We start from the raw sequence: 25533 nt of genomic DNA, 5'->3' as shown, positions 1-25533 counted from the left end.
ATTATAAATTATAAATTGTAAATGCGTTCATTCCCCAAAACGCTTCTTTTTCAACTGTAGTAAATGCTTCTAATTTAGATTCCACAATGGCAACACTTTCTTCATAAGAAGCAGCTAATAAGCATACCGGCCAATCTGAACCAAACATAATACGATGCTTACCAAAAGTATCAAATACATGACCTAAATATTGGCTAAAGTCATCCAAACGCCAACTTGACCAATCGGCCTCAGTCGCCAAACCTGAAACTTTACAACTCACATTTGAAAAAGCAGCTAACTCTTCAATGAATAATGCCCACTCTTCAAATTCGCGTGATTTTATTGGAGGTTTAGCGATATGATCCAAAATAAATACTTGATCTGGATTACTTTGAACACATCTTAAAGCAGCATCATAATGACGAGGTCTGATTAATAGATCATAAGTATAACCATACTTTGATAAAAATTCAATGCCTTTAAGAAAATGATCCCGTATTAGAAAGTCGGGATCCTCTTCTCCTTCCACAACGTGTCTAAAACCCTTAATAAGTGATTCATCTTTATATTGATGCAATCGCTCATCAATATTACCCGCACGTAAGTCCACCCAACCAATCACACCTTTAATAAATGGATATTGTTTTGCTTGTTGTACTAAAAACTTAGTTTCTTGATCGGATTGATCTGCTTGTACAGCAATACAACCGTCAAATTCATTTTTTTCTAAAATAAATTTTAGATCTAATGGAAGAAAATCCTTTTTTAAAACCTGCATTTTATTCGTAATCCAACTATGACGACTGGGGTCATATTGCCAAAAATGTTGATGAGCATCTATACGCATAAAAATGAGATTAATGACGAGAATAAGCGATGACTTCTTGGCGCGATTCCCCTAACCCATCAGCCCCCAATTCAATGATGTCACCAGCCTTTAGATATATAGGAGGATTAAAGCCTAGACCAACACCTGCTGGTGTTCCTGTAGAAATTACGTCTCCTGGTAATAATGTCATAAATTGAGATACATAACTCACAATAAATGGAACAGAAAAAATTAAATTTTTTGTACTGCCATTTTGATACATCTGACCGTTAACTTTCAACCAGATATTGACATTATTAATATCCTTAATTTCATCTTTAGTAGCCAAATATGGTCCCATAGGTGCAAATGTATCACAACCTTTTCCTTTGTCCCATGTCCCACCGCGCTCTAATTGATATTCACGTTCCGAAACATCGTTGTGAAGCACATAACCTGCTATATAATCTAGACCATCAGATTCATCTACATACGAAGCTTTTTTACCTATCACAATACCAAACTCTACTTCCCAATCAGTTTTTACAGAACCCCGTGGTATCATCACCTGATCGTAAGGACCTGATAAAGAAGTAGTCGATTTCATAAAGATGATAGGTTCTGCAGGTATTGCTGCACCAGTCTCTTCTGCATGATCTTTATAATTTAATCCAATACAAACGATTTTTGAAGGTCTTGCAAAGGGAGCTCCAATTCTTTCTGTATCAGCTACAGGAATTAATTTACCTGAATTTGCTTTAACAAATTCCTCTAAAGCAGCTAAACCGTCATTTTCAAAAAATGACTCGTTATAATCACCACCAAAAGCTGAGGTATCGTAATTTACACCATCGATTTGCACACCTATCTTCTCTTTCCCTTGCTCTCCAAAACGTATTAATTTCATATCTTTAAACTTTTATTATAAACTCTGACTTCAAAAGCCTCTCCATTATTTTAATCTTAATTATTCAATTTAATAAAACCACCATCAATGGGATAATCATTTCCAGTGATAAAGCCGGCATCATCGCTACATAAAAACAAAGCCAACTTTGCAATTTCTTCTGGTTGTGCCATCCGGCCTATCGGTTGGCTCTTTGATAATTTTTCAAAAATTTCAGCTTCCTGCCCTGGATAATTTTTACTAATGAACCCATCTACAAATGGTGTATGCACACGGGCAGGAGAAATACTATTGCAACGAATTCCATCAGCCATATAATCACGTGCAACAGAAAGTGACATGGCAAAAATGGCACCCTTGCTCATTGAATAAGCAAAACGATCGCTAATACCTACCCAAGCAGCAATCGATGCTAAATTCAAAATAGCTCCACCTCCATTTGCTTTCATTTTTGGGATTACGGAAAATAAAGCGTTGTAAGCACCTTTTACATTTACGTTGAAGATACGTTCAAAATCTGCTGTTGTACAATTTTCTAATTTTCCTACATGTGCTATGCCTGCGTTATTGACTAAGATATCAATTTTACCTATGCTATCTACTATGGCTAAAACGTCTTCTTGAATACTTACATTACAACTATGGACAAATCCTTGTCCTCCACCAGATAATATTTCAGTAACAACTTCTTGTGCTCCTTCCACATTTAGATCCAAGATATGAACGGTAGCACCTTCTGCAGCAAAGAGCAAACTTATGGCACGTCCAATTCCACTTCCACCACCAGTTATTATAGCGACCTTATTTTTTAATTTTGACATATTGTTGTGTTTATCATAATAATTTTCAATCAGGAAAAAATTGCTGCTCGAAAATATAACTTTTCAAATGGTATTTTTTTAAATTTCAAATTGCATTTTAAATATAAGGCAATCTGACCGCTCATCCTATTCTATAAAGACACCCCCCTCCTCCAAGGAATAAAATCATCCTGACCAAGGAGAACTGCTTTAGGAACTACCTCACCACTCGCTACTTGAATCACATAATTTAAAATACGATGAGCAGCCTCTTCAATGGACTCTTCTCCTTCTATAATTGTTCCGCAATTCAGATCTATGATGTCAGACATTTTCTCAAATGTTTTAGTATTTGTGGATAATTTTACCACTGGAGCAATGGGGTTTCCGGTTGGGGTACCCAATCCTGTCGTAAACAAAACAATATTAGCGCCGGCAGCGACTTCTGCCGTAGTACTCTCAACATCATTGCCCGGAGTGCATAAAAGATTTAAACCTGGTTTATTGGCCAATTCGGGATAATCAATTACTGCTGTTACAGGAGATGTTCCACCTTTCTTTGCTGCCCCAGCAGATTTTATAGCATCGGTAATAAGTCCATCTCGTATATTTCCGGGAGAAGGATTCATATAAAAACCAGATCCATCTGCTTCTGCTTTTGCATTATATACGCGCATCAACTGCATAAATTTGTCCGCAGTAGCTTCATCTATACAACGATCACTAAGCTCTTGCTCTACACCACAGAGCTCAGGGAATTCCGCTAAAATAACAGACCCGCCCAATGTCACCAACATATCAGAAAGATAACCTAAAGCTGGATTAGCAGATATACCAGAAAAACCATCTGATCCTCCACACTCTAATCCAATACATAATTTATCCAAAGAAGCAGGCTTACGCGAATTTTTATTCGCTTCCATCATGCCTGCAAAAGTTGATTTAACAGCTTTTTGCATTAACTCCTTTTCAGTACCTTCTTTTTGTTGTTCAAAAATATACAAAGGCTTGTCAAACTGTGGATCCCTTTTTGCGATTTCAGCTTGCAAAATCGAAGCTTGAGCATGTTGACAGCCTAAGCTCAGAATAGTAGCTCCAGCTACATTTGGATGTGTCACATAACCCGCTAGCAGTCCACATAGTGCATCTGAATCCATTCTTGTACCACCACATCCCATTTCATGATTTAAAAATTTAATACCATCTACATTTGCAAATAGTCGTTGATCGCTAGTTTGATCAACCGAAGCGCTCAAATCTTGAGCGATAATTTGCGATACATCAGCACCCGACTGATACAAGCGTATCAACTCGTCTACCTCCGCACTATAATCATTAGCTTTAATTTTATATCCGAGCTTTTCTTCAAAAGCGCTTTTTAAAGTCAAAACATTTCTATTTTCACAAAAAACCAACGGAATCACTACCCAATAATTAGCAGTACCAACAGTTCCATTAGAACGATGAAAACCATTGAAAGTCCGATCTTTAAAAACACTAACATCTGGTTTATTCCAAGAAGTGTTTCTTTTACTTAATTTAAAATCATCTGCAGCATGTCTTAAATTCAACGTTGATATTAATGATCCTGTTTTTAAATCACAATTTACCTTTCCTACCAATACCCCATACATATAGATATCATCATCCTTAATCAATGGATGAATGGTAAATTTATGTTTAGCAGCAACATGCTCCAATAATGCGAAACTTTTATTATCCCATTCAATCACTGTGCCTTGAGGCAAATCTTGTAAAGCCACCAACACATTATCACTTGGATGAATCTGCAAATACGTTTTCTTATCCTGTATCATCTTATTTTTTCAATTCGAATATTTTATTCATTAATACCCATTTTTCATTTTCTTTTCCACCTGGAATAGCACTTTGATATTTCCACATTAATTGCTCCCATTCCTGCACCTTGGGATTATTCGTATCCATATGTGCTTTTTTCTCAAAAGAAAAAGAGTCATCTACCTCCATAATCATAAATAATCGATTCTCAAATCTAAAGATTTGCATTTTTGTGACTCCAGCCTCTAATATCGATCGTTCAATTTCCGGCCATACGGCACGGTGATAGTTTTCATATTCCATTATAAGCTTTGGATCATTGACTAAATCCAAAGCAAACGTATACTGTTTGATATTACTAATATTATTCATGAGTAGAATTTACAATTTGATTATTTGATTTTCTATTTGCTAATGCAAATAACAATACCACGACAAAACAGATTAAAGGCACCCAGTATCCAAGCTGAAGATCTCCGGTTTTATCTGAAATTAACCCCAATATTGGAGGTAGCGCTGCTCCGCCTACAATTGACATAATGATTAGACTCGACGCAGACTTTGTATCTGCTCCAATACCTTCAACACCTACTGCAAATATAGTTGGAAACATAATTGACATAAAAAAAGCAACCGCAATTAAAGCATACACTGTCACTTCACCTGAACCATATATCACAATGAATGACAATAAAATACAAATTACAGAGTATATCATCAATAATGTCAATGGCTTAATATATTTCATAAAAAATGTACCGACAAATCGACCTAACATAAATGCCAAACCAGCAAAACTCGCATATTTTGAAGCATTTAATGGAGATATGCCGGCCACATCTGTGGCATATAATACCATAAAACTTAATACACAAACTTGAGCACCAACATAAAAAAATTGACCAATCACAGCCCATCTTACATTCAGATGTCTGAACGCATGAAAAAAACCTGACTTTTGCTCTCCTTCGTCATCTTTTATATCAGGAAGTTTTGTAAAAAAAAGAATAGCCGCTACAATCAATATAATTAAACCTAAAATCAAATAAGGCCCTTTAACTGTTGCAGTCTCTGCTTGAATATAAGCAATTTTAACCTGTTCAGTCATAGCAGCTATCTCCGTATCGGATTTAGGTTGTTCTGCTAAAATAAATTTACCACCAAGAATTGGAGCAATAAATGCCGCCAAACCGTTAAAAGATTGAGCAAAATTTAAACGTTGAGTAGCCTTACTAGGATCCCCTAATACTGTTACATATGGATTTGCGGCAGTTTCTAAGATTGTTAAGCCACAAGCAACTATAAATAATGCCCCTAAAAAGAAAACATAACTAATCTGATTAGCCGCTGGTATAAAAAGAAAACAACCTACGGCAAAAAGTATCAAGCCGATTAAAATCCCTGATTTATAACCATATTTCTTCATGATTATACCAGCAGGGATAGCCAGTAAAAAATATGCAATAAAAACTGCCGAATCTACTAAAGAAGCCTGTAAATGCGTTAAACTAAAAGCATTGCGCAGATGTGGAATTAAAATAGGGTCTAGATTATGAACAAATCCCCAAAAAAAGAATAAGGACGTTACAAGAACAATTGCTAGTTTATTACTTTTACTGATCGACATATAGAATATAATTTATCATTGGTTTATGTAAAATAAAGAATAAATAATGGAACAAAATTTAAGTATTTTACCCAATTAATAAACTATATTATCATTCATCATGCCGATAAATCAAAAAAATGTGCATATATTTATTAATAAATGAAGCCTCAGCTATTAAAAGTCAATAACAGCAATGTACAATCTTTCAGCGTAAGAAATGATATCGTACCACAGAATCATAATCTGTGGCACTATCATGAAGAATTGGAATTAATACATTTTGAGAAAGGAGCTGGTACACAATTTATTGGTGACAGTGTTAACAATTTTTCAAGTGGAGATATTGTTTTGGTTGGTCCCAATTTACCACATTATTGGCTATTTGATAGTCATTATTTGGATGGTCCAAATCCCGAACCAGCAGATATTAGAGTAGCACATTTTAAAGAAAATTTCTTAGGCGAGCAATTTTTTAACCTACCTGAAAATCATAAAATTAAGAACTTATTCAAAAAATCCAAAAGAGGAATTCAATTAAATAGATCAATATTAAAATCATCACAATCACTTATAGAAAAACTTTTAAAAAGTCAAAATTCAACTAAAATAATAGCATTAATAGAAGTTTTAACTTTAATATCAGAGTCAGAAGAATATCATTTATTATCCAGTGAAAACTACCCTATTGATAGACAAGATCTTGATTTTGGAAGAATGAACGTAATTATGGAATACATTACGCAACACTATAGAACACACATTCGACTTGAAGATATTGCTTCCATGACCGGTATGACAACCAATTCTTTTTGTCGTTATTTTAAAGCCAAATCTGGAAAGACCCTATTTCAGTATCTTATTGAGATGCGTATTGGATATGCTTGCCGATTATTGGCCGAGCGGACACTGAATGTCAAACAGATTTGCTTTGAAAGCGGATTTCAGAACTTTGTGAGTTTCCACAAGTACTTTAAAGATGCAACTGGCTTTACCCCTTTGCAATATCAAAGAGAGATTTCGAGAAACTATTAAAAAACAAAAACTAACTTCCCCGTAAAATCTCCAGAATCCAATATCGTGTGAGCTGTTTGTGCATTTTCAAGTTCAAATACTCTGTATATATTGGTTTTAAATAACCCTAGTTGTAACAATGGAAAAACATGATCAATAATTTCATTACGCACCTCCTTCTTAAAGGCAATACTTCTACTTCTTAAGAGACTGCCAGATATATAAATACGTTTTTGCATCAATTTAAAAAGATTCAATTCTACTTTTGCACCTTGCATCGCATTGATATAAATTAAGTGACCATCCTCCTTCAATATTTCTATATTTTTAGCAAAGTAATCACCGCCGATACTATCTAGCACAACATCAATTTGATTCTTACCAATGATTTCCTCAAAATCTTCTTTTTTATAGTTAATCGCAACATCTGCACCTATTCGTTTACAATATGATGCTTTAGCATCTGATCCTACCGTAACAAATACTTTTGCTCCAGACAATTTTGCCAACTGTATTGCCATAGATCCAATACCACCGCTTCCTCCATGCACTAAAAAATTATCACCAGATTTCAAAGTGCCTCTCTTAAATACATTGTGGTAAACTGTAAATAAGGTTTCGGGCAAAGCAGCTGCCTCCGCATAACTAAACCCTTTAGGTATAGGTAGACATTGCCCCTGATCAACAGAGACATATTCAGCATAGCCACCTCCAGATAAAAGCGCACAAACCTGATCTCCAATCTTCCATTCACGTACCAAATCTCCTATTCCCACAATTTCTCCAGCTACTTCTAAGCCTGGAATATCAGCAGGAGCACCATCAGGAGCTCTATAATTTCCCTTCCTTTGAAAAACGTCTGGCCGATTCATTCCCGCCGCCTTCACTTCGATTAAAACCTCGTACCCAGTACACGTTGGCTTATCGACCTCTTGCACCTCTAAAACCTCAGGTCCACCAAATTTTGTTATAACAACTGCTTTCATTATGATTTTTTAGGGTATTTTTGTAAACGGAAATTTAGAGAAACCATAAAATAACGTGACAATCTTTCATTTTGGACATCCAAAATATCATTCCCTATTACATCTCTCGTAATTCCTGAATTTTGATTTAGTAAATCAAAACCCTGAATTCGAAGCATAGCTAAATTGTTGCGCATAAACGTATACTCAAAGTAAGCATTAATAATTGTCGGATTAATATTTGTCCAAGACGAAGATGAATATCCTGCATTTAATCTTTGAGATACTTCTACACCAAAAGAACTATGTTCACTTACATAGCACTTAGAACCTAAACCTAGAACACCAGTATGTGCTATGATTTGATCATTAAAAGGCAGTTTATATGAAGCCTTATTTAAAGAGTAATTACCATTGAGTTCTGCTTCAAATAAATCATTAAACATATAGCGGAATTGAAGGGATTGCGAATATAAGAAATGCCCGCCATCATTGCGCCTATCATTGATATAAGTCACATTATTATAATAATCTGCATTACCATTCAGACTCATTTGTATATTATCATTAAACAGAGCCGCAGTAAATAGATAGTAGGCCTTCACATCGTAATAACCAGAAGTATTTAAAAAAGTAGTCTTTTGTACTGTAGAATTCAGAACGGTAGTCCGGTTAGAAACAATTTTATCAGATACAAAATTATATGCAAGACTACCCTCAAAATACTGTCCCTTGGTAACAATCGATTTACGATATTTTGCTAAAATACGATTGGCAAATTCAGCTCTTAAATCGGGATTTCCTTCAATGATATTTTGAGAATTTGTATTATCTACTATCGGTTGGATCTGATAGAAATTGGGTTGATTGTTTTTTCCCAAATAATCAATAGATAGGTCAGTATTTTCATTGAATTTCCACTTGATGCCTGCTGCAGGTATTAAGTTTACATTACTATATGATGTTTTAATTGATTTATCACGTGAATATCCTGTCAGCTCAGTAGGTTGCACAGCAAATCCAATATTATATTTAAATTTAGAGAAAATATCTTGTTGATATTTCATTCCAACCCTATTGGATGAAAATGCATAATCATAGCTTAAACTAAGCGAATCAATACGAAATAATTCATTTTGTTCATTACTCCGTTCATGAACCAAACGCCTTGCATCAATTGCGGTATAATTAAAATCATAATTTAATTCCAATACTCCCCCTTTATCCACAGGTTCTATGATCGATAGTGAACTTTTTATATCTTGATTTTGATTATTACTCTTAACAAATTGATTTAAAAAAGTATTCTTCGTATTTATCTCATTAAATGTACTATCTATAATTGTATTTTTATCAACGATGTTTTCATTTTTTTCAAGAGAATTATAACCCAGATGCAAGTTATATACTACCTTTCTACCTGGTTTCTTAAAGACTTTAGCATACAAGATATCTATTTCTGCATTAGGACTTGTACTATTATTTTCAGAGGCATATTCACCTTTGTTCGTAATCAATCTATTTTTAATATGGCGATCACGGATTTCATCACCTTTCGATTTATTCCAAGAAAATGTTGGGGATATTTTTAACATATCCGATTCAGATAGTTTAATATCAAACCCCCAGTTCATATGGTGAGTATTGTCGACAGTCTTAGTGACGTAATCTTCCAGATTACTGATGGTATTATAACCATAAACCGATTGTAGATAGGAATTTCCTTTGGTAGTATTTTTCGTATTTGTAAAGCTATAACGTCCAAAAGCCGAAATTTTATCACTTAGATTACTTGAAAAACTAGTTCCCAAAGATCCAACATTATTAAATCCATCGGTAGGATCTGCAAAGTCGGCCAATTCACCCATAACCCGATCACGAGAACCACCACCATTTGGAGATCCAAAAGAAAATAAATTAGTATTAGTATTATTAATAGAACCGACAAAAGATAATTCTTGTCCATCATTAAATTTATTAATACCCGCACTAGCAAGATAGCGTTCCTGGTTGCCCAATCCTCCTGTTACCTGCCCAAAAGTGATTTTCTTTTTATCGTCTTTTAAAATAATATTTAAAATCTTCTCTGAATTTGCGCTTTTTGTTCCTTTTGCATTAGCCTCATCTCCATAAAAGTCAATTACTTGAATATTTTTGATAAAATCTGCAGGAAGATTTCGGGTAGCAGTCAGTACATCACCACCAAAAAACTTCTTACCATCTACTTGTACAGAAGTAATCGGTTTTCCAAAAGCATATACAGAACCATCTCTTGAAACTTGAAAATTTGGAATTTGCTTTAACGCATCTTCTAATAACGTTCGCCGATCAAATTGGAATGCTGCCATATTAAATTGTACAGTATCCTCTTTAAAGGTGATAGGCTTATATTTCTTAATAACAATCTCTTTTAAAACAGAGGTTTGAGGTTTTAGTATGATCGTCTCCGCGACTACCCGATCAGTCGTATTGTATTGAGGATAAGATCGATCTACGATCTGCAGTCCAAGTGAACTATAGTTCAACCGGATATTACTACCCTTCACTTGGAAAAACTTATAGAATCCTGTTTTAGAAGTGATTGCCACAATAGTATCCAGCGAAGTTGTCAATCGAACATTTACACCTGCAAGCGGCTGACCCTCACTGTCCACAACAAAGCCATACACTTCCTTTTTTTGCATTTGAGCCTCAACCCTATTTACAACAAAAAAAAGAATGATAAATAAAATGATCTTATGATTACTACCTGATATTTCGAATTTATCCGACATCAAAACAACTTATTCTATTAGTATGTTAATATACACAATATTTCGCACAACCATAACGAGCAATATTGAATTATTGTATAAAAAAAGGTGGTTTATTATAAATAAACCACCTTTTTTTATTTTTACTAGAATATATTAATTATTCACCTGAAAAAGTAACCTTGAGTAAGTGTTTGTCAATTTCCCAACGACCAGTACCCTCTTCACCTATTACATCAAACAATTCTAAAATTCTTCTTGCAACAAACTCTTCTTCAACTTGTTCCGATAAGAACCACTGTAAAAAGTTGAAAGTAACATAATCCTTTGCTTTCATACATCTATCAGCGATGTTATTAAATTGCTCAGTTACAAACATCTCTTGCTCTAATGCAGATTCAAAAATTCCTCGAAAAGAATCAAAATCAGAAGGTATACCTGTCACTTCAGGAGATATTGCACGTCCGCCTCTATTGTTGATATAATTAAATATTTTCAACATATGCTCTCTTTCCTCATTGGATTGCTTAGCAAAAAATTCAGCCGCATTTTCTAAACCTTGGTCGTCACACCATGATGACATTGCTAAATATAAGGAGGAAGAGTGTGCTTCAACTTTAATTTGAGCATTTAATATATTTTCAATTTCCTCTGTTAAAGAAGATTTTAGTTTTAATAAATCTTTCATATCTGTAAGTTTTAATTCCAATATTAAAGATCAAGTTTGATAATACCTGACCTACTTGAACAATACAAATATACGGCTGGAAACTGATTTTTGTATAAAAAATATACAATACAAATTAAGTCTAAATTAGCGGTAAAAAACTTAAATAGTTTAGAATCAGTATAATTATAAGTAAGGTTTTTATGCCAATACGGAGACTAAGGAACTTCGTAAACAAGCCTTAATGACACTATTTAATTCAATCATAAACTTAGCACCATCCAACAGTTCTCTTAAATTTAAAATATCTTGGACAGCCAGTAGAAAGCATCGTTCTGTACGATAAGGCATCACCAAAGTAAAATCCGAAGACCTTGCAGTATCAATTAACATTTTTTCAATATCAATTTGATCAATAAATTTTTTAAATTTTAAAAAATCAGAAACAGAAAATGAAGTAGTCGAACCAGCAAATTCCATCCAATAACAATTTTTACGACTACATTGATATATCGCTCCAGTTTCAGTTTTAAAAACCTCTTCTACATGTGCTAATGGACAGATTGTATCGATCATTTCCTTATTTATTATGATGAGACAAAAATAGCCATTATTTATAATCAATCCAAGTAACTGATGAATTATTTTTAATAATTATAAATAGCAATTACTGTGAGCAGGCAGTAGCATACCAAATTTTTAAAACAATCTAAACACAAAAAGGACTAACCTCGTCGATTAGTCCTTTCTCTTTAATATTTACTTCATTAATACTCTTCTTCCTCAGTAGTCAAAATTTCTTTATGATTACTTGCTTGTGTCTTTGTTTTGGTCTTATGTTTATTAATTTGTCTTCTTAAGGATTCTACTGCAATATCAGTTGCTTCTTCAAAACTTTTAGCTTGTCCTTTCGCAAAAAGTTGACTTCCGGGTATATTTATTTTTATTTCCGATACCTTATTAGCTTCATCATCTACATTTTCTAAACGCAAATAACATTCTCCACCAATGATTGAGTCTAAAAACTGATTCAATTTACCTGTTTTTCTTTGGATAAACTCAATTAGCTTTTGATCAGCATTAAATTTAATTGATTGCACAGTAATGTTCATTTTTCCTCCTTTTTTTAAGCTTTTGGATGAGCTTGTTTATAAATAGACTTTAACCGCTCCACAGAATTATGCGTATATACTTGCGTTGCTGCAAGCCCAGCATGCCCGAGGAGCTCTTTTATTGCATTAAGATCAGCTCCATTGTTCAACAATGCAGTTGCAAAAGTATGCCTTAATATATGCGGACTTCTCTTCTTTTGTGAAGAAACCATCGATAGATATTTATGCACTATTCTATAGATCAATTTCTCGTATGCTGGTTTTCCCTCTTTAGTAACGATTAAGAAACTTGATTTATTATTTTCAATATACAAACTTTTAGCTTGCAAATAAAGTTGTAACTCCTTTATTAACGTTTCGTTGATCGGGACAAGCCTTTCTTTATTCCTTTTACCGAATATAAGGATATTTTTATTATAATAGTCGATATCTCGATCTTGAATTTGTAATAATTCAGTAAGTCGAATACCTGTCCCAAAAAGTAATTCAACCACCAATTTATCTCGCCTACTTTCAAAATCATGAACGTTCACTTCCATTTGATCTAATAAAAGCAGTAACTTATCTTTCTCAACAACGACAGGAAGCTTTTTAGGTGTCTTTAAAGCTTTCACCTGTATAGGACTGCCTTTCACGATCCCCTCCCGCTGTAAAAATTTGTAGTAAGTACGTAAAGAAGAAATACTTCGATTGACAGTAGTAGCCGATTTTTTCGCTTCTGCCATCAATGAAAAGTAGTGGCGCATATCACGATGATTAACCTGCTCAAAAATCAAATCTTCATTTTCGAGAAAGGTTAAAAATAAATTGACCTCATGGATATAAGCAATTAAGGTATGCTTTGAATACCGTCTTTCAAATTGCAAATATCGCTCAAACTCCTTCAAATACATACTTCATTCTATTTGTATCCAATTTAGCAAAATAAAGCGCATAAAAAAAGGGAAAAGTAAACTTTCCCCTTTTTTATATCTTCTAAGAAACCTTAGATTGAAACCTCTTGGTTTAATCCTTGTTTGTAAATCGCTTTCTTAACTTGAATACGACGAGTTACAGATCTCTTCTCGTAAGCTTGGCGTGAACGTAGTTCTCTTAAAACTCCAGTTTTCTCGAATTTCTTTTTAAAACGTTTTAATGCTCTATCTAAAGATTCTCCTTCTTTTACATTTACGATAATCATGCTCTGTATATACCTCCTTTCGTAGCCTTTTAATTTTAAAGTGTTGCAAAGGTACAACTATGATTGGTAATTTCAAATATATATTTTACTATTTTTCTAATAATCCCTCTCTATAAACTAGCGCTTGCAAAGTATCTGGTTTTGTCAACAAATAAGTTTGTATCCCCAATCCTTGAGCCGTTTTTAAATGTTGTGGACTATCATCAATAAATACCGTTTCATCTGGGTTTAATTCGTGTTTCGATAATACGTATTCAAAAATATCGGCATTGGGCTTACGCATACCCATTAAGTGTGAATAATAATCCTTTTCAAAAAATTTGGTATTATTCTCCAGACCAAACTTACTTTTCAGATGGTTCATAATCCAATTATAATGGATCTCATTATTATTACTCAGTAAAAATAACCTATATTTATTTTTCAATGCTAACAGTAAATCATGATTTCCATCAGGTACACCCAACAACATGGCATTCCAAGCTGAATCAATTTGATGATCTGTCAATGAAAAAATACCTGATATAGTGCGAATCCCTTCTCTAAAGTCCTGAGATGAAATTTTCCCCTGTTCAAATTCATCAAAAAGTTTTGTTTGCGAACGATGTCCATAATAGTCACGTACATTTTTGATACCCAACTCACTAAAGGCTGCTTCCATCTTCAAAAAATCGATCATAAAGATCACATCACCATAATCCAGGATAATATTTTTAATTTTTTTCATCTTTTTATTTTGAAATATCAATACAAATATCAATATTTGCATCGTCAAAACGCGCTAAACGTTGCATTTTGACAAAAAAAAATTAACCGCTCCTATAGCTCAGTTGGTTAGAGTAGAAGACTCATAATCTTTTGGTCACTGGTTCGAGCCCAGTTGGGAGCACTGCTTAATTGCTTAATAAAGCCTCACTTCTAGTGAGGCTTTTCTGTTTTCAATAATTTCGAATATTAAAAATTTCATACAGCTTTAGCAATTTAAATGTCGATAGCCAATTTTTGAAAAAACATTTATTACCATCATCTAAAAAATCAATGACAATTGTACCTCTCATCGCAGCAACAGAATCAGAAAACATGTAAGGAGTATAACAAAAAAAAAGTCGAGTTAGGAAAACTCGACTTTTTCATCTACCTATGAAAAACATGCCCTTTTGGGATGGGCTATACGAAGATAAAAGTTTTTTTTCACAAATGAGGGAAAATTTTAATAGTCAAATGTAACTTATTGAATATTAAGCTATTTTTTTAAAAGATCTTGTAGATAATTTATTTAACACGCTCAATTACATGCGATTATTCATGGTTAAACATGTAATTTGTTGTTAAAACACTGATTTTGTATTAAAAATAGATCACATAAAATAGGCTGTATATATACTACACAGCCTATTTTATATGTCAAAAAATTATTTTTCTTTTTACTATTTCAATTTGTCCAACCAATCTTCAACTTCTTCCTTAGTCTTACCAGTTTTCTTTTGAAGCTTACCTAATAACTCATCTTCTTTTCCTTCAGCATACAATAAATCATCGTCTGTTAGATCCGCATACTGCTGTTTAACTTTTCCTTTTAGTTCGTTCCAACGACCTTTCCATGTTAATTCGCTCATAATAAAATCTCCTTTTTTAAATTAAGTACTATCTAAATAACATACAAACGATGAAATTGTTTTCAGGTAATATAAAATAATTCAGTTCACAAACTATAATTAACGATTTACAATGATATTGCTAATGTTAAATTAAAAGCAGTATCTTGAACCAATTCAAAAACTTTCACCCTATCTAATTGTTTACTAATCGGATCAAAGACAATCATCATTTTGTTAGTCACAATTTTCACTATTCAAAATAAATTTAAAAAAAATAAGCATTAGTATAATACACGCTTCCATTGATCATAGAACTTATCACAGAAAATAGTATCCTTAAGATCATGATACAAGACAATTTAATTTCACAATAAAATTTACAAAATAAACATGAAAATAGCTTACATTAGTACTTATTTGCCGAAACAATGTGGAATAGCAACTTTTACAAATGATTTAATACAATCCATAGACCACCAAGATTCAGCGATCACGCAGCACGTTATCGCACTTTCCGATCAACCATACTCCTATCCAGAGGAAGTCGTATTCCAAATTAATACTCATCAGCAATTAGATTATATTCAAGCTGCTCATTTCATAAATGAAAACAAATACGACTGCGTGGTATTGGAGCATGAATATGGCATATTCGGAGGAAATAGTGGCGTTTATATTCTCTCATTAATAAATCAGCTTCACATGCCCTTATTAGTGAATTTACACACCATACTAGAAAAACCAAATATCGACGAAAGAGCAATTCTGATAGAAATTGCCAAACGAGCATCTATCATTGTCGTGATGAGTTCATATGCGATAGATTTACTTCAGAAAATCTATCATGTACATGAAAACAAAATTAGATTGATACCCCATGGAGTCCCAGCTTTCGATTACAAACAAGATATAGCAAAAGAGCAACTTCAATTAGCTAACAAAAAAATTATCCTAACATTCGGCTTTATAGCCCGTAATAAAGGAATTGAAACCGTTATCCAAGCACTTCCTAAAGTAGTTCAAGAATACCCTGAGACGATCTACCTTATAGTAGGCAAAACACATCCTAATGTCCTGTTGGAATCTGGCGAAGAATATCGAGAATATCTCATCGAACTCATAAAAGAAAAAGGGCTAGAGCAACATGTCCTTTTTGTTAATGATTTTGTTAGTACTGAGGCATTGACAACTTACTTGACAGCCTGTGATATTTACATCACACCTTATATTAATGAGGCCCAAATAACAAGTGGTACACTTTCATTCGCGGTGGGAGCTGGAGCTGCAGTATTATCCACACCTTACTGGCATGCTAAAGATTTATTGGCTGATGGAAGAGGTATTTTATTTGATTTTAAAAATTATAAAGAATTAAAAAATATTCTCATTGATCTATTTGACAATCCAAAAAAACTTGAAGATCTTAGAATTAAAGCTCGCCATCATGGCGAAAAGACGACTTGGAATAAATTGGGGCATTCGTATACCAAATTATTCCAAAATCTATTTTTAGCACCTTTGAGTCCCGATACCAAAACAAAAATAGATCGCCTGGAAAGTTTTCCAAAATTTAGATGGGATCATCTAGATCGATTGACAAACCATGTCGGCATTATTCAACACGCTACCTTTGCAACTCCAAATTACAGAGAAGGGTATTGTTTAGATGATAATGCTAGAGCACTTCTCGTAAGTTTAATGCAACATGATGCATTTGGAGAGAAAGCAACAAAGAAAAGAATTTCGACTTATCTAAGTTATATTTATTATGCGCAAAGAGAAGATGGCCTCTTTCATAATTTCATGAATTTTCAAAATGAGTTTTTAGAAGAGACTGGATCGGAAGACTCCTTTGGTCGAGCTATTTGGGCATTAGGTTATCTTTTCAATACAGCACCATACAATGATTTTTATCAATTAGGTTCACTCATTTTTTTTAAAGCAGTACCGCATTTTGAAAATTTAAAATCAATTCGTGCAATTGCCTATACGATGATGGGTATATCTGAATATCTAAAACAACAACCCAATGATGAACGGATCACCGAGCTACTTCGTAAATTAGCGTTCAAATTAGTACATGAATATGAAGCCAGCGCTGATGAAGACTGGAAATGGTTTGAACCTGTACTTGCCTATGACAATGCTATTATACCTTTAGCTATACTCATGTCTAATAAATTTTTAAACGATGATAAACTGAAAGAAATCGGATTTACGACTTTTTACTTTTTGGAAAATATCATTATGCAAAACGGATTTTTATCCATCATCGGAAATCAAAAGTGGGCTAAACAAAATCAAAATATGAGTAAATTTGGTCAACAACCTATTGATGTCACAGCCACTGTACTCCTATTCAGAGAGGTTTTTGAAATCACCAAAAACGACGAATATTTTGAAAAAATGATTCGTTCTTTCGAATGGTTCTTAGGTGAAAATGACCTTAAGCTCCCTCTTTACGATCATCATACGAAAGGTTGTTGCGATGGGCTAGAGACCTATGGTATTAATCGAAATCAAGGAGCTGAAAGTACATTATGTTATTTTATATCCTATATAACTATTTATAAAGAATTAAAGATTAAACTTCAGGTTGAAGAATAGCTTGAATTAAATCGTTCAGATTGATCGTTGCATAAGTCGATGCATAATCAGACATAGCGTAGGGCATGATCAATTGATCATTATGAACGATTGCACCACAAGAATACACTACATTAGGCACATAACCCTCCCGCTCCATATCATTAGGTGTTAAAATTGGGAGACTTAAGCGGCCTATTTCAATATGTGGGTTCTCTAAATCTAATAAAGAAGCACCGATCACATATTCACGCATAGGACCAACTGCGTGAGTAATGATCAACCATCCAGCTGTGGTTTCAATCGGGGAACCACAGTTTCCTATCTGTATAAATTCATATGGACTCGAAGGCTCTTGAACCAAATGAATTGCTTCATTCCATATATTGATATAATCGGAATAAGCGATATAATTATTTTCACCATCTATACGACATAGCATCGCGTATTTACCCTTGATTTTTCTTGGGAAAATAGCCGCACCTTTATTAGCAATTTCACCGTGAATAGGCTTCACCGTAAAATGATAAAAATCCTTTGTCGTCAATAATTTCGGTAAAATACTAAATCCATCATATGCAGTATAGGTAGCATAATAAATAACTTCTCCTTTTGGTGTTATAAATCGAACAAAGCGGGCGTCTTCAATACCCCTTTTCTCCGTATCAGAAATTGGAAAGATAACCCTTTCCGATATAGCCGTATCCAAGGAGAATGTCATCTCATAGTGTGATGAAGCCAACCATATAGCCTGCTTCAAGATCCCATCATTATCTGCTGTATACTCAATTCCTGCTCTTATCTCCTCGACATAACGTTTCAATTCTTCATAAGTAAAAGTTTCAGTTAAATTTTGGGTGAGCTTCTCCATAGCCAACGCTCCATTAGGATGTAACTCCATAAGCTTTGATATAAAACTACTCTTATTGTACCGGTGATTCTTGATATTAATAGGCTTATCCAATAGCGTTCCCATCACATCCAGATGAATGTTATTTTCAACATCTATATATCCAGATCGAAAAACAATAGATGATACATGACCCTCACCTGTAGCTCTAAAACTAATAATGACTCGTTTCTCACCTTTAAAAAGCTCACTCTGATCCGGATGCTCAACAATAGAAGGATTAAATAGTGCAGCCGATTCAATTGAATATTCCATCGTAAAATATGAGCCGATTAATAATTTTGCGGTCATTGATATTTTATCCGTTGGCGTATCTAATCGCTCTAATAAATGACGTACGCGATCAAAATTCCGCTCAAAAACTTTAACAATACTGCGATGTCTTTGCGAATAACTACGCAATACTTGTCCAAAAACTTCCTTTTGTTTTTCATCGGACAATTGCAATACACGATGGATAACTTTTACCGACCGCTCATCACCTAATGAAAAAAAACGGGCGAGAACACGTTTCGTATCAGGTCTAAAATAAATATCTTTCCGATTAACTTGAACGGGTTTATACATAAACTATTGAATATAAATATGACTAATCAATTTCTTCTTTAAAACGCATCAATGACCACATTGTTATAAAATTTCAGCATATTTTAAACAATCCGTTTTCTGAAACTAATTTTAGTTACACCTCTTAATAGAACAATAGTTACCAAGTGATATATGGCAAATAATTCAAACGTATGTTCATAACCATTTTGATATACATCATCAATTCATATTAATGCATGATAAAAATAACAAAATTTGCCATTTTTTTGATAACAAAATTAATACAACAAACTTATTGCAAAGGAAATTGAATAAATTGATCTTGATTATTTATCCATACATAGATCATCATGTACATACTTAGATCACCTTTTAATCCGCTGATCATAATTATTTTTCAAACATAAAAGGGTGATCTTTCTGTATTCAAACATAACTCAGCAGAACAATTATATACAAAAACAACCCAATAGTAGCAGTCCATATTAGATCAAGCACATAAATTACACCAGATAAAGTTTACTTATAACACCACTTACTATCACTTATTTATCTTGATCACTTAAAGATTTTCGACTCCACTAATTTTTGGTATTTAAGAAAAGTACATAGCACTGTATATGTAAAGAAAAAAAGCATTTTGGTGATCCGATAAAATTAAATAACTTAGAATTATTAGATCAAAAAGAAATCAGTATTCCTATTGGCTCAATTCACCATACAGCTATCTATATTAGTAAAATAAAACAGAGGTTGAATAAAATTACATTAAACAAATAAATCAACTATGCAAAATAAAAATAGACAATGGATCAAAAATGTAGGAATAGGTGCTTTCCTTTTTTTCCTAATTAAAGGACTCATCTGGTTGGCAGTATTTTTTTTCGCAGCAAAATCGTGTAATTTTAATCTATAAACCTGTATGCAACACTTCAACTTTGACACTGATTAAATCCATATTCACAAATCAAAAAGATAGATATAAGTAGTAAAGAAATACAACTATTAATTTTCAAAACGTTTATTCATATACTTATCTAATAAAGCACGAAGTTCAATACTCAGATCTGGATGTATATGAAAATAACCCGATGGCTTTCCAATAACACGATAACTATTCAGTTTTTCTTTCACTCTCCTGCTTCTGATATTGGATAAATTGCGATCAACAGCTGGATTCAGTATCACATAATTTTCATCAAAATCAAATATATATACCTGATCAACCCTAATGTATAAAGCAAGGTTAATATGTAAAAAATGACATTCTTCTAATACAGCTTCAGGTTTTTCATCACCAAACAAAAAAGGTATATCCAATCCCGAATCAAGTAAACAATAGTCAAAACCTTCACCATAAACATAAATTACAATATTTAAATTGACATTTCCGATAGGTTCAACCTCCTGCTCTTCAGTAAATTTCATTAGTTCTTCTACCCTCTTGATGAGTTCTTCATTAGGATCTACTGCTTGCCTGATATTTTGCTGATTATTATTAGAAATCAAATTTTTCCCTAAATAACTTTCATTTATAAGTTTAGAAGATTCATTTTTATCAAGATAAAATGACACTTTTTTAAAATTATCATAGTAAGCCTTATTTCCATATAACAATAATACACATACAATCACAACTGAGAATCCAATAGCAACTGCATAACTATGGATAATTAGAGGTGTATCTGCACTTAACATAAAATGTATAAACAGCAAAAATACAAATGCAAACAGTATTGAAAAGAATGGTTGCCATTTTATAATACCAGATTTTGCATTTTCTTTTTGATTTGATCTAAGGATATAGGAACAAAATAATGTGATCAATGCTACTAAAATAGCAGCCTTAAAGGTTATCATAAACATGTCTAACAAAAAATATGGGATTTTAGTAAACTCGTATGAAACAATTTGATCAAAACATTGTATAAAAAATATACCAATAGCAACAGCAGTAGCACTGACAAGTATGTAGCAACAAAAAGATCTCACACCAAGATTATTTTTAATTAACTCTCTCATCAAGTATGGTTTTTATTGGTTATATAAATTTATTACTTTTTTATTTAAGAATGAAATAAAAAATATAGATTAATCAATATTTCTTGATAGTCAAAAAAGGTCAGTGTAAATTTAACTAGTTATCCGCTCTTTTCAATCAGGTTTTACAAAAAACATAAGATGACCACATCAAATACTACTACTATCTGTTAGATATCCTATCATAACACATTAACCCCACTCATTAAGAAAATATATTGATCATAAATATGATCATACACTACACAAATTTAAAATATCCGTTTTCCAATACATATCAATAGTTTGTGTATAAACAAAAAACGTATCGGGGGAGCATCCATCACTGTATCAGCACATTCACCTTGTACCAATAAAAATATATCCGTACATGAATTCGTAATTTTTAAAACTATTTGCTTATCAATATGTTATATTAAATAAACTGTTTTATATTTTAAATATCACAGGATATCACTAAACAATAAAACTCACAACATTTAAATGTAAAGCTATGAACAACACTGATTTAGATTCTGCTCAAATGCCAGATGGCTACCTCGATAAAGTATATGATTCTGCATTGGAAATTGCAAGAACAGAAGGCTACATCGAAGGAGAAAGACATTTAAGAGAGGCCCTGACACAATTTCCAGAATACATCGATTCACTTCTTAGAAAATTGAAACAAACCTGCTCTATGTAGAGTCAGAAAATTATAAAACACATTTTTATCCCTAAACATCAAAGTACATCACATATGCGTGCAATATGGACCGGAGCTATAGGATTTGGACTTGTCAATATACCTGTGAAATTGTATAGTGCAACTGACAGTAGTAATTTGGATTTTGATATGCTTGATCGTAAAGACCAAGCGAACATTAAGTTCAAAAGAGTCAATGAAAAAACAGGAAAAGAGGTTATTTGGAAAAATATTGTAAAAGGATATTTCCTTAAAGATCATTATGTACTCTTAGAAGATGCTGATTTTGAAGAAGCAAGTCCAGAAAAAAGTAAGATTATAGCCCTCCATGCATTCGTACAGCTAAATGACATTGACAGTATTTATTTCGATACACCCTATTATTTAGAACCCCAAAAAGGTGGAGAAAAAGCCTATCAATTGCTCGAAAAAGCATTAGAAAAAAGTAAAACAGCTGGCCTTGGCTCATTCGTCATGCGCAATGTGGAACACTTGGCTATTGTGAAACCATACAAAGGAAGCTTACTGATCAATAAAATACGTTATGAACAGGAGATTCGGTCTATCGATGAATTGAAATTGCCAGCTAATGTTAAAATTAAGAAAGAGGAAATGGATATGGCTCTTCAGCTCATCAAACAACACAGTACAGCATTTGATATCAGTAAATATAAAAATGAATATACTCAAGATTTAATAAAAATTATTCATCAAAAAGATAAAGGAAAACGAGCATCGATCAGAAAGATAAATATCGACGATACAAAAGCTAGTGATTTGCTAGCAAGATTAAAAGCAAGTCTTGCCTAGTTCTCAAACTATCTGTATGTAAGACTCATGGATCCTTCATCGCATATCCATGAGCACTAATCACTATTTTTAATAAAAAATAACCTTTATATTAGATCAGTATTAACTGATGTTGTATTTTACAATAATAAAAATAGAGCATTTGAAAAAGAAGATTCATTTAAGGAATAAACCGAACGAATTTAAAAATATGATCCACTCAGAATCCAGCTTCCACGAGATTATAGATCTTAACGGAAGTAAACATGACATTTTCAAGACCCTATATTTTCCAAAAGAAAAAGAAGCAAAAGCCACAATACTAATTTTACATGGTATGCAAGAGCATAGCGGTAGATATGATGATTTCGCACGCTTTCTGGCAGCAAAAGGTTTCTTGGTTATGACATACGATCATATAGGCCACGGACGCTCTGTAAAAAATAAAGGTGCCCTAGGTTATATACAACGTCAGAATCCCGGTGTCCGACTCGTAGACGACGGTATTGAAATGGCGCAGCTGCTCGCAAATCAATATCCCCATCTACCACATTTTATTATCGGACATTCGATGGGATCATTCATCACAAGGTGCATTGTACAAGAAATAGGAAATCTATTTTGCGGTGTAGTGCTTATCGGTACAGGCACGATGGATCAAGCTGCCATTATAGGCGAAAGACTTTTAGGGCTTTTAAATAAAATACTTCCTAAACGAAAGTCCACTTTAATTAATTATTCATTCGGAGCATTCAATAACCTAAAATTTAAAGATGAGCCTAATCAAAAAAACAGTAATTGGCTCAGTTTAGCCAAAGAAAACCGTGATCATTTTATCGCTGACACCTTATGTGGTATCCCATTTTCAAATAACGCCTTCTATGCAACAGCATATGTCGCCAATCGAGGTAGCGGTCCAAACTGGACAGATCATATTCCGACCACACTTCCATTTCTTTTAGAAAGCGGTGAAGAAGATCCGATCGGTAATTTTGGAAAAGGGGTAATTAAAACTGTACAAGATCTTACTACACATGGAAACAATGACGTAAAATATCACCTATATCCTAAGATGCGCCATGAACTCCTCAACGAATCAATTAAAGATGAAGTATACCAACAAATTGTACTATGGCTTGATAGCAAACTACATTCACCAAATACTTAAATTAAAACCCTATTTCTGATTTCTAACAAAAGCAGTAAATTTATTTTTATAATCTAAAAATGTAAACTCATCTAATAAGATCGCATAATTACGCTTATCGAGACAATTTGGATAGAGCTTTTGCGCCGCAGACAATTTCCCCTGGTCCCAGCTCAGTTCTTTGAGAATTCTCTTAATAGAAGCTACAGGAAATGCTACCTTTTCACTTACAGTTGCCAATATTTTCAATTTATCTTCGTCAAAACCACTTTGACTCATCATTTTAATCAAACTATTCAATTCAACCTCACTCATTCTTTCGAGATATTCACTATCAATTGGTTGATTTTTAATAAAATCCAACAATTTATTCTTGCTGTCGCCAAAAGAAAACTGATCAGTAAGCAACATATAGTTCCTTTTTTCAGGACAATTTGCATATGCCATTTTGGCAAAAGCAAGCTTACCCTCATCCCATGAAAACCTTTTTAGTACATCTTTGATCTGATTCAGTGAGAAAGAAACCTGCGAAGTAGACATACTAGCGATTTTTAACTTATCATTATCAAATCCACCTTGATCAATCGTTTTCAAAAAAGCATTAAATTCGGATACTGTCATTTCATCCCCATAATAGGTTTCATGACCATATTCATACTCCGATTCAGAATCAACGATCTGCTTCGGTCTTCCATAAGCAAATACCTGAGCATCTCTAGGATCAGGAAGATGATTATCTGCAGGAAACATGGCATATAGTGTCAAGCTACGCATGCGATTACTTCTGATACTGTTTGCTAGATACGTTAAATCCAAAAATTCTCCATCTTCATTCAGTACGGAAACTCCTTTTTTCGAGAGTGAAGATTTCACTCTACCGACAAATTCAACTTGAAGATCATAAAGATGATCCTTCAATTGTTCAACACGCACCTGTTTTGAAGGTTGGTCATTGTATTGAATACCATTGATAAACAAATAAAATGGATCACGATCCGAGAAGATGGTTACATTTCCCCCACTGCCTATTCTATTTTGACTATAAGTCAAACTAAAGCAAAACAAGAATATGGCGATTATATATGATTTCTTCAACATATTAATAATTTAGATGATGCTCTTTTGACAAGAATAAATGGAAAAGGATTAAGACACGTGTATAACTATTATATTTCCGATCACTCCAATCAGATAGCATCATATTAAATGACATTCCTGATTTAAAGCTGTATTTCTTTGTATTCCACCCACCATTGGTCCAGCATCTCAATAACTGGCAATAATGTTTTCCCCATATCACTTAATTTATATTCAACCCGAGGAGGCGATTCTGGATAAACTTTGCGACAAATAATACCATCCCTTTCCAATTCTCGCAATTGCATGGTCAAAGTCGTCTGCGCAATATCTTCCATTTCCCTTTTCAACTCACCAAATCTTTTTGGACATTGTTGCGCAATAGACTTAATAAGCAAAACTTTCCATTTTCCACCTATAATTTTAAAGATACCGTTGACATCGCAACAACTCCCAAAATTTTTTATATTTTTTTCTTCCATAATTGTCTTATACTGAGTATGAGTACATAAAACTATACTTAGTATACTTATTATAACTACTTGATAACGAAAACTG

24 protein-coding genes and 1 tRNA gene are annotated in these 25533 nt (G+C 33.3%); 6 read left to right on the top strand and 19 right to left on the bottom strand.

Annotated elements, in window-relative coordinates; translation table 11 throughout:
- Position 1: 1 nt before the first annotated feature.
- The 6 genes from MUB18_RS13750 to fucP all read right to left on the bottom strand — a co-directional run bounded on the left by MUB18_RS13750 (position 2) and on the right by fucP (position 5924).
- Positions 2–829 (bottom strand): amidohydrolase family protein, encoded by an 828-nt coding sequence (locus MUB18_RS13750; RefSeq protein ID WP_248753466.1) that lies wholly within the window; start codon positions 827–829, stop codon positions 2–4.
- Positions 830–839: 10 nt separating this feature from the next.
- Positions 840–1697 carry a fumarylacetoacetate hydrolase family protein gene (locus MUB18_RS13745; protein ID WP_248753465.1) on the bottom strand — a complete coding sequence of 286 codons (858 nt, stop codon included), beginning with the start codon at positions 1695–1697 and terminating at the stop codon, positions 840–842.
- Between the two features lie 56 nt (positions 1698–1753).
- The gene (locus MUB18_RS13740) at positions 1754–2518 is read right to left on the bottom strand and encodes an SDR family NAD(P)-dependent oxidoreductase (protein ID WP_248753464.1); all 765 of its coding nucleotides are present in this window, start codon (positions 2516–2518) and stop codon (positions 1754–1756) included.
- Positions 2519–2649: 131 nt separating this feature from the next.
- Positions 2650–4314 (bottom strand): UxaA family hydrolase, encoded by a 1665-nt coding sequence (locus MUB18_RS13735; protein WP_248753463.1) that lies wholly within the window; start codon positions 4312–4314, stop codon positions 2650–2652.
- Between the two features lies 1 nt (position 4315).
- Positions 4316–4669 carry an L-rhamnose mutarotase gene (locus tag MUB18_RS13730; RefSeq protein ID WP_248753462.1) on the bottom strand — a complete coding sequence of 118 codons (354 nt, stop codon included), beginning with the start codon at positions 4667–4669 and terminating at the stop codon, positions 4316–4318.
- Positions 4662–5924 (bottom strand): L-fucose:H+ symporter permease, encoded by a 1263-nt coding sequence (fucP, locus tag MUB18_RS13725; protein ID WP_248753461.1) that lies wholly within the window; start codon positions 5922–5924, stop codon positions 4662–4664. Before fucP ends, MUB18_RS13730 begins: the two co-directional genes overlap by 8 nt.
- 141 nt (positions 5925–6065) lie before the next feature.
- Here fucP and MUB18_RS13720 point away from each other — a divergent pair, with 141 nt between their 5' ends.
- Positions 6066–6938 carry an AraC family transcriptional regulator gene (locus MUB18_RS13720; RefSeq protein WP_248753460.1) on the top strand — a complete coding sequence of 291 codons (873 nt, stop codon included), beginning with the start codon at positions 6066–6068 and terminating at the stop codon, positions 6936–6938.
- Here MUB18_RS13720 and MUB18_RS13715 read toward each other — a convergent pair.
- The 8 genes from MUB18_RS13715 to MUB18_RS13680 all read right to left on the bottom strand — a co-directional run bounded on the left by MUB18_RS13715 (position 6935) and on the right by MUB18_RS13680 (position 14321).
- Complete coding sequence (locus MUB18_RS13715) at positions 6935–7903, bottom strand: NAD(P)H-quinone oxidoreductase (RefSeq protein WP_045754589.1); 969 nt, start codon at positions 7901–7903, stop codon at positions 6935–6937. The genes MUB18_RS13720 and MUB18_RS13715 overlap by 4 nt on opposite strands.
- A complete protein-coding gene (locus MUB18_RS13710) occupies positions 7903–10566 on the bottom strand; it encodes a TonB-dependent receptor (protein ID WP_248753459.1) in 2664 nt (887 codons plus the stop codon). Before MUB18_RS13710 ends, MUB18_RS13715 begins: the two co-directional genes overlap by 1 nt.
- A 229-nt stretch (positions 10567–10795) precedes the next feature.
- On the bottom strand, positions 10796–11323 hold the full coding sequence (locus tag MUB18_RS13705) for a ferritin (RefSeq protein ID WP_045754590.1): 528 nt from the start codon (positions 11321–11323) through the stop codon (positions 10796–10798).
- 180 nt (positions 11324–11503) lie between these two features.
- Positions 11504–11878 (bottom strand): DUF6686 family protein, encoded by a 375-nt coding sequence (locus tag MUB18_RS13700; protein ID WP_045754591.1) that lies wholly within the window; start codon positions 11876–11878, stop codon positions 11504–11506.
- Between the two features lie 191 nt (positions 11879–12069).
- Positions 12070–12414, bottom strand: coding sequence for a ribosome hibernation-promoting factor, HPF/YfiA family (hpf, locus tag MUB18_RS13695; RefSeq protein WP_045754592.1), 345 nt, complete (start codon positions 12412–12414; stop codon positions 12070–12072).
- A gap of 14 nt (positions 12415–12428) precedes the next feature.
- Positions 12429–13307 carry a tyrosine-type recombinase/integrase gene (locus MUB18_RS13690; RefSeq protein ID WP_045754593.1) on the bottom strand — a complete coding sequence of 293 codons (879 nt, stop codon included), beginning with the start codon at positions 13305–13307 and terminating at the stop codon, positions 12429–12431.
- Between the two features lie 92 nt (positions 13308–13399).
- Positions 13400–13594 (bottom strand): 30S ribosomal protein S21, encoded by a 195-nt coding sequence (gene rpsU / locus MUB18_RS13685; protein WP_021190399.1) that lies wholly within the window; start codon positions 13592–13594, stop codon positions 13400–13402.
- Positions 13595–13682: 88 nt separating this feature from the next.
- The gene (locus tag MUB18_RS13680) at positions 13683–14321 is read right to left on the bottom strand and encodes an HAD family hydrolase (protein ID WP_248753458.1); all 639 of its coding nucleotides are present in this window, start codon (positions 14319–14321) and stop codon (positions 13683–13685) included.
- Between the two features lie 88 nt (positions 14322–14409).
- On the opposite strand from MUB18_RS13680, the gene MUB18_RS13675 reads away from it, so the two are divergent.
- Positions 14410–14483 (top strand) — tRNA-Ile (locus tag MUB18_RS13675).
- Positions 14484–15021: 538 nt separating this feature from the next.
- Here the strand turns inward: MUB18_RS13675 and MUB18_RS13670 are convergent.
- A complete protein-coding gene (locus MUB18_RS13670; protein ID WP_031289203.1) occupies positions 15022–15210 on the bottom strand; it encodes a CsbD family protein in 189 nt (62 codons plus the stop codon).
- Between the two features lie 372 nt (positions 15211–15582).
- On the opposite strand from MUB18_RS13670, the gene MUB18_RS13665 reads away from it, so the two are divergent.
- Positions 15583–17799: a glycosyltransferase family 4 protein gene (locus tag MUB18_RS13665; protein WP_248753457.1), complete on the top strand. Its 2217-nt coding sequence runs from the start codon at positions 15583–15585 to the stop codon at positions 17797–17799.
- On the opposite strand, the gene MUB18_RS13660 is transcribed toward MUB18_RS13665, so the two are convergent.
- Together MUB18_RS13660 and MUB18_RS13655 are read right to left on the bottom strand one after the other, a co-directional pair.
- Positions 17777–19255 carry a glycoside hydrolase family 130 protein gene (locus MUB18_RS13660; protein ID WP_045753952.1) on the bottom strand — a complete coding sequence of 493 codons (1479 nt, stop codon included), beginning with the start codon at positions 19253–19255 and terminating at the stop codon, positions 17777–17779. The genes MUB18_RS13665 and MUB18_RS13660 overlap by 23 nt on opposite strands.
- 987 nt (positions 19256–20242) lie before the next feature.
- Complete coding sequence (locus MUB18_RS13655; protein WP_248753456.1) at positions 20243–21259, bottom strand: hypothetical protein; 1017 nt, start codon at positions 21257–21259, stop codon at positions 20243–20245.
- 511 nt (positions 21260–21770) lie between these two features.
- Between MUB18_RS13655 and MUB18_RS13650 the strand changes: the two genes are divergently transcribed.
- From MUB18_RS13650 to MUB18_RS13640, 3 genes are all read left to right on the top strand, one after another.
- Positions 21771–21962, top strand: coding sequence for a hypothetical protein (locus MUB18_RS13650; RefSeq protein ID WP_045753954.1), 192 nt, complete (start codon positions 21771–21773; stop codon positions 21960–21962).
- Between the two features lie 54 nt (positions 21963–22016).
- Entirely contained in the window at positions 22017–22772 is a 756-nt protein-coding gene (locus MUB18_RS13645; RefSeq protein WP_094773667.1) for a Ku protein, read from the top strand.
- A gap of 190 nt (positions 22773–22962) precedes the next feature.
- Positions 22963–23919: an alpha/beta fold hydrolase gene (locus MUB18_RS13640; protein ID WP_248753455.1), complete on the top strand. Its 957-nt coding sequence runs from the start codon at positions 22963–22965 to the stop codon at positions 23917–23919.
- Positions 23920–23928: 9 nt separating this feature from the next.
- Here the strand turns inward: MUB18_RS13640 and MUB18_RS13635 are convergent, their stop codons facing one another.
- Both MUB18_RS13635 and MUB18_RS13630 read right to left on the bottom strand, forming a co-directional pair.
- Positions 23929–24996 carry a DUF4476 domain-containing protein gene (locus MUB18_RS13635; RefSeq protein ID WP_248753454.1) on the bottom strand — a complete coding sequence of 356 codons (1068 nt, stop codon included), beginning with the start codon at positions 24994–24996 and terminating at the stop codon, positions 23929–23931.
- Positions 24997–25118: 122 nt separating this feature from the next.
- Positions 25119–25457: a winged helix-turn-helix transcriptional regulator gene (locus MUB18_RS13630; protein ID WP_248753453.1), complete on the bottom strand. Its 339-nt coding sequence runs from the start codon at positions 25455–25457 to the stop codon at positions 25119–25121.
- Positions 25458–25533 lie beyond the last annotated feature (76 nt).

This window comes from Sphingobacterium sp. PCS056 (assembly GCF_023273895.1).
Classification (GTDB): Bacteria; Bacteroidota; Bacteroidia; order Sphingobacteriales; family Sphingobacteriaceae; genus Sphingobacterium.
Note: the sequence above shows the minus strand (reverse complement) of the source record. Positions and strands in the feature narration are given on the sequence as shown.

Coding starts and splice junctions, on each gene's coding strand:
- MUB18_RS13705 (WP_045754590.1), bottom strand. CDS start 11,323: ATGAAAGATTTATTAAAACTAAAATCTTCTTTAACAGAGGAAATTGAA.
- hpf (WP_045754592.1), bottom strand. CDS start 12,414: ATGAACATTACTGTGCAATCAATTAAATTTAATGCTGATCAAAAGCTA.
- MUB18_RS13635 (WP_248753454.1), bottom strand. CDS start 24,996: ATGTTGAAGAAATCATATATAATCGCCATATTCTTGTTTTGCTTTAGT.
- MUB18_RS13655 (WP_248753456.1), bottom strand. CDS start 21,259: ATGAGAGAGTTAATTAAAAATAATCTTGGTGTGAGATCTTTTTGTTGC.
- MUB18_RS13645 (WP_094773667.1), top strand. CDS start 22,017: ATGCGTGCAATATGGACCGGAGCTATAGGATTTGGACTTGTCAATATA.
- MUB18_RS13735 (WP_248753463.1), bottom strand. CDS start 4,314: ATGATACAGGATAAGAAAACGTATTTGCAGATTCATCCAAGTGATAAT.
- MUB18_RS13715 (WP_045754589.1), bottom strand. CDS start 7,903: ATGAAAGCAGTTGTTATAACAAAATTTGGTGGACCTGAGGTTTTAGAG.
- MUB18_RS13640 (WP_248753455.1), top strand. CDS start 22,963: ATGATCCACTCAGAATCCAGCTTCCACGAGATTATAGATCTTAACGGA.
- MUB18_RS13745 (WP_248753465.1), bottom strand. CDS start 1,697: ATGAAATTAATACGTTTTGGAGAGCAAGGGAAAGAGAAGATAGGTGTG.
- MUB18_RS13720 (WP_248753460.1), top strand. CDS start 6,066: ATGAAGCCTCAGCTATTAAAAGTCAATAACAGCAATGTACAATCTTTC.
- MUB18_RS13710 (WP_248753459.1), bottom strand. CDS start 10,566: ATGCAAAAAAAGGAAGTGTATGGCTTTGTTGTGGACAGTGAGGGTCAG.
- MUB18_RS13650 (WP_045753954.1), top strand. CDS start 21,771: ATGAACAACACTGATTTAGATTCTGCTCAAATGCCAGATGGCTACCTC.
- MUB18_RS13660 (WP_045753952.1), bottom strand. CDS start 19,255: ATGTATAAACCCGTTCAAGTTAATCGGAAAGATATTTATTTTAGACCT.
- MUB18_RS13730 (WP_248753462.1), bottom strand. CDS start 4,669: ATGAATAATATTAGTAATATCAAACAGTATACGTTTGCTTTGGATTTA.
- MUB18_RS13690 (WP_045754593.1), bottom strand. CDS start 13,307: ATGTATTTGAAGGAGTTTGAGCGATATTTGCAATTTGAAAGACGGTAT.
- fucP (WP_248753461.1), bottom strand. CDS start 5,924: ATGTCGATCAGTAAAAGTAATAAACTAGCAATTGTTCTTGTAACGTCC.
- MUB18_RS13630 (WP_248753453.1), bottom strand. CDS start 25,457: ATGGAAGAAAAAAATATAAAAAATTTTGGGAGTTGTTGCGATGTCAAC.
- rpsU (WP_021190399.1), bottom strand. CDS start 13,594: ATGATTATCGTAAATGTAAAAGAAGGAGAATCTTTAGATAGAGCATTA.
- MUB18_RS13670 (WP_031289203.1), bottom strand. CDS start 15,210: ATGAGCGAATTAACATGGAAAGGTCGTTGGAACGAACTAAAAGGAAAA.
- MUB18_RS13680 (WP_248753458.1), bottom strand. CDS start 14,321: ATGAAAAAAATTAAAAATATTATCCTGGATTATGGTGATGTGATCTTT.
- MUB18_RS13750 (WP_248753466.1), bottom strand. CDS start 829: ATGCGTATAGATGCTCATCAACATTTTTGGCAATATGACCCCAGTCGT.
- MUB18_RS13740 (WP_248753464.1), bottom strand. CDS start 2,518: ATGTCAAAATTAAAAAATAAGGTCGCTATAATAACTGGTGGTGGAAGT.
- MUB18_RS13665 (WP_248753457.1), top strand. CDS start 15,583: ATGAAAATAGCTTACATTAGTACTTATTTGCCGAAACAATGTGGAATA.
- MUB18_RS13700 (WP_045754591.1), bottom strand. CDS start 11,878: ATGATCGATACAATCTGTCCATTAGCACATGTAGAAGAGGTTTTTAAA.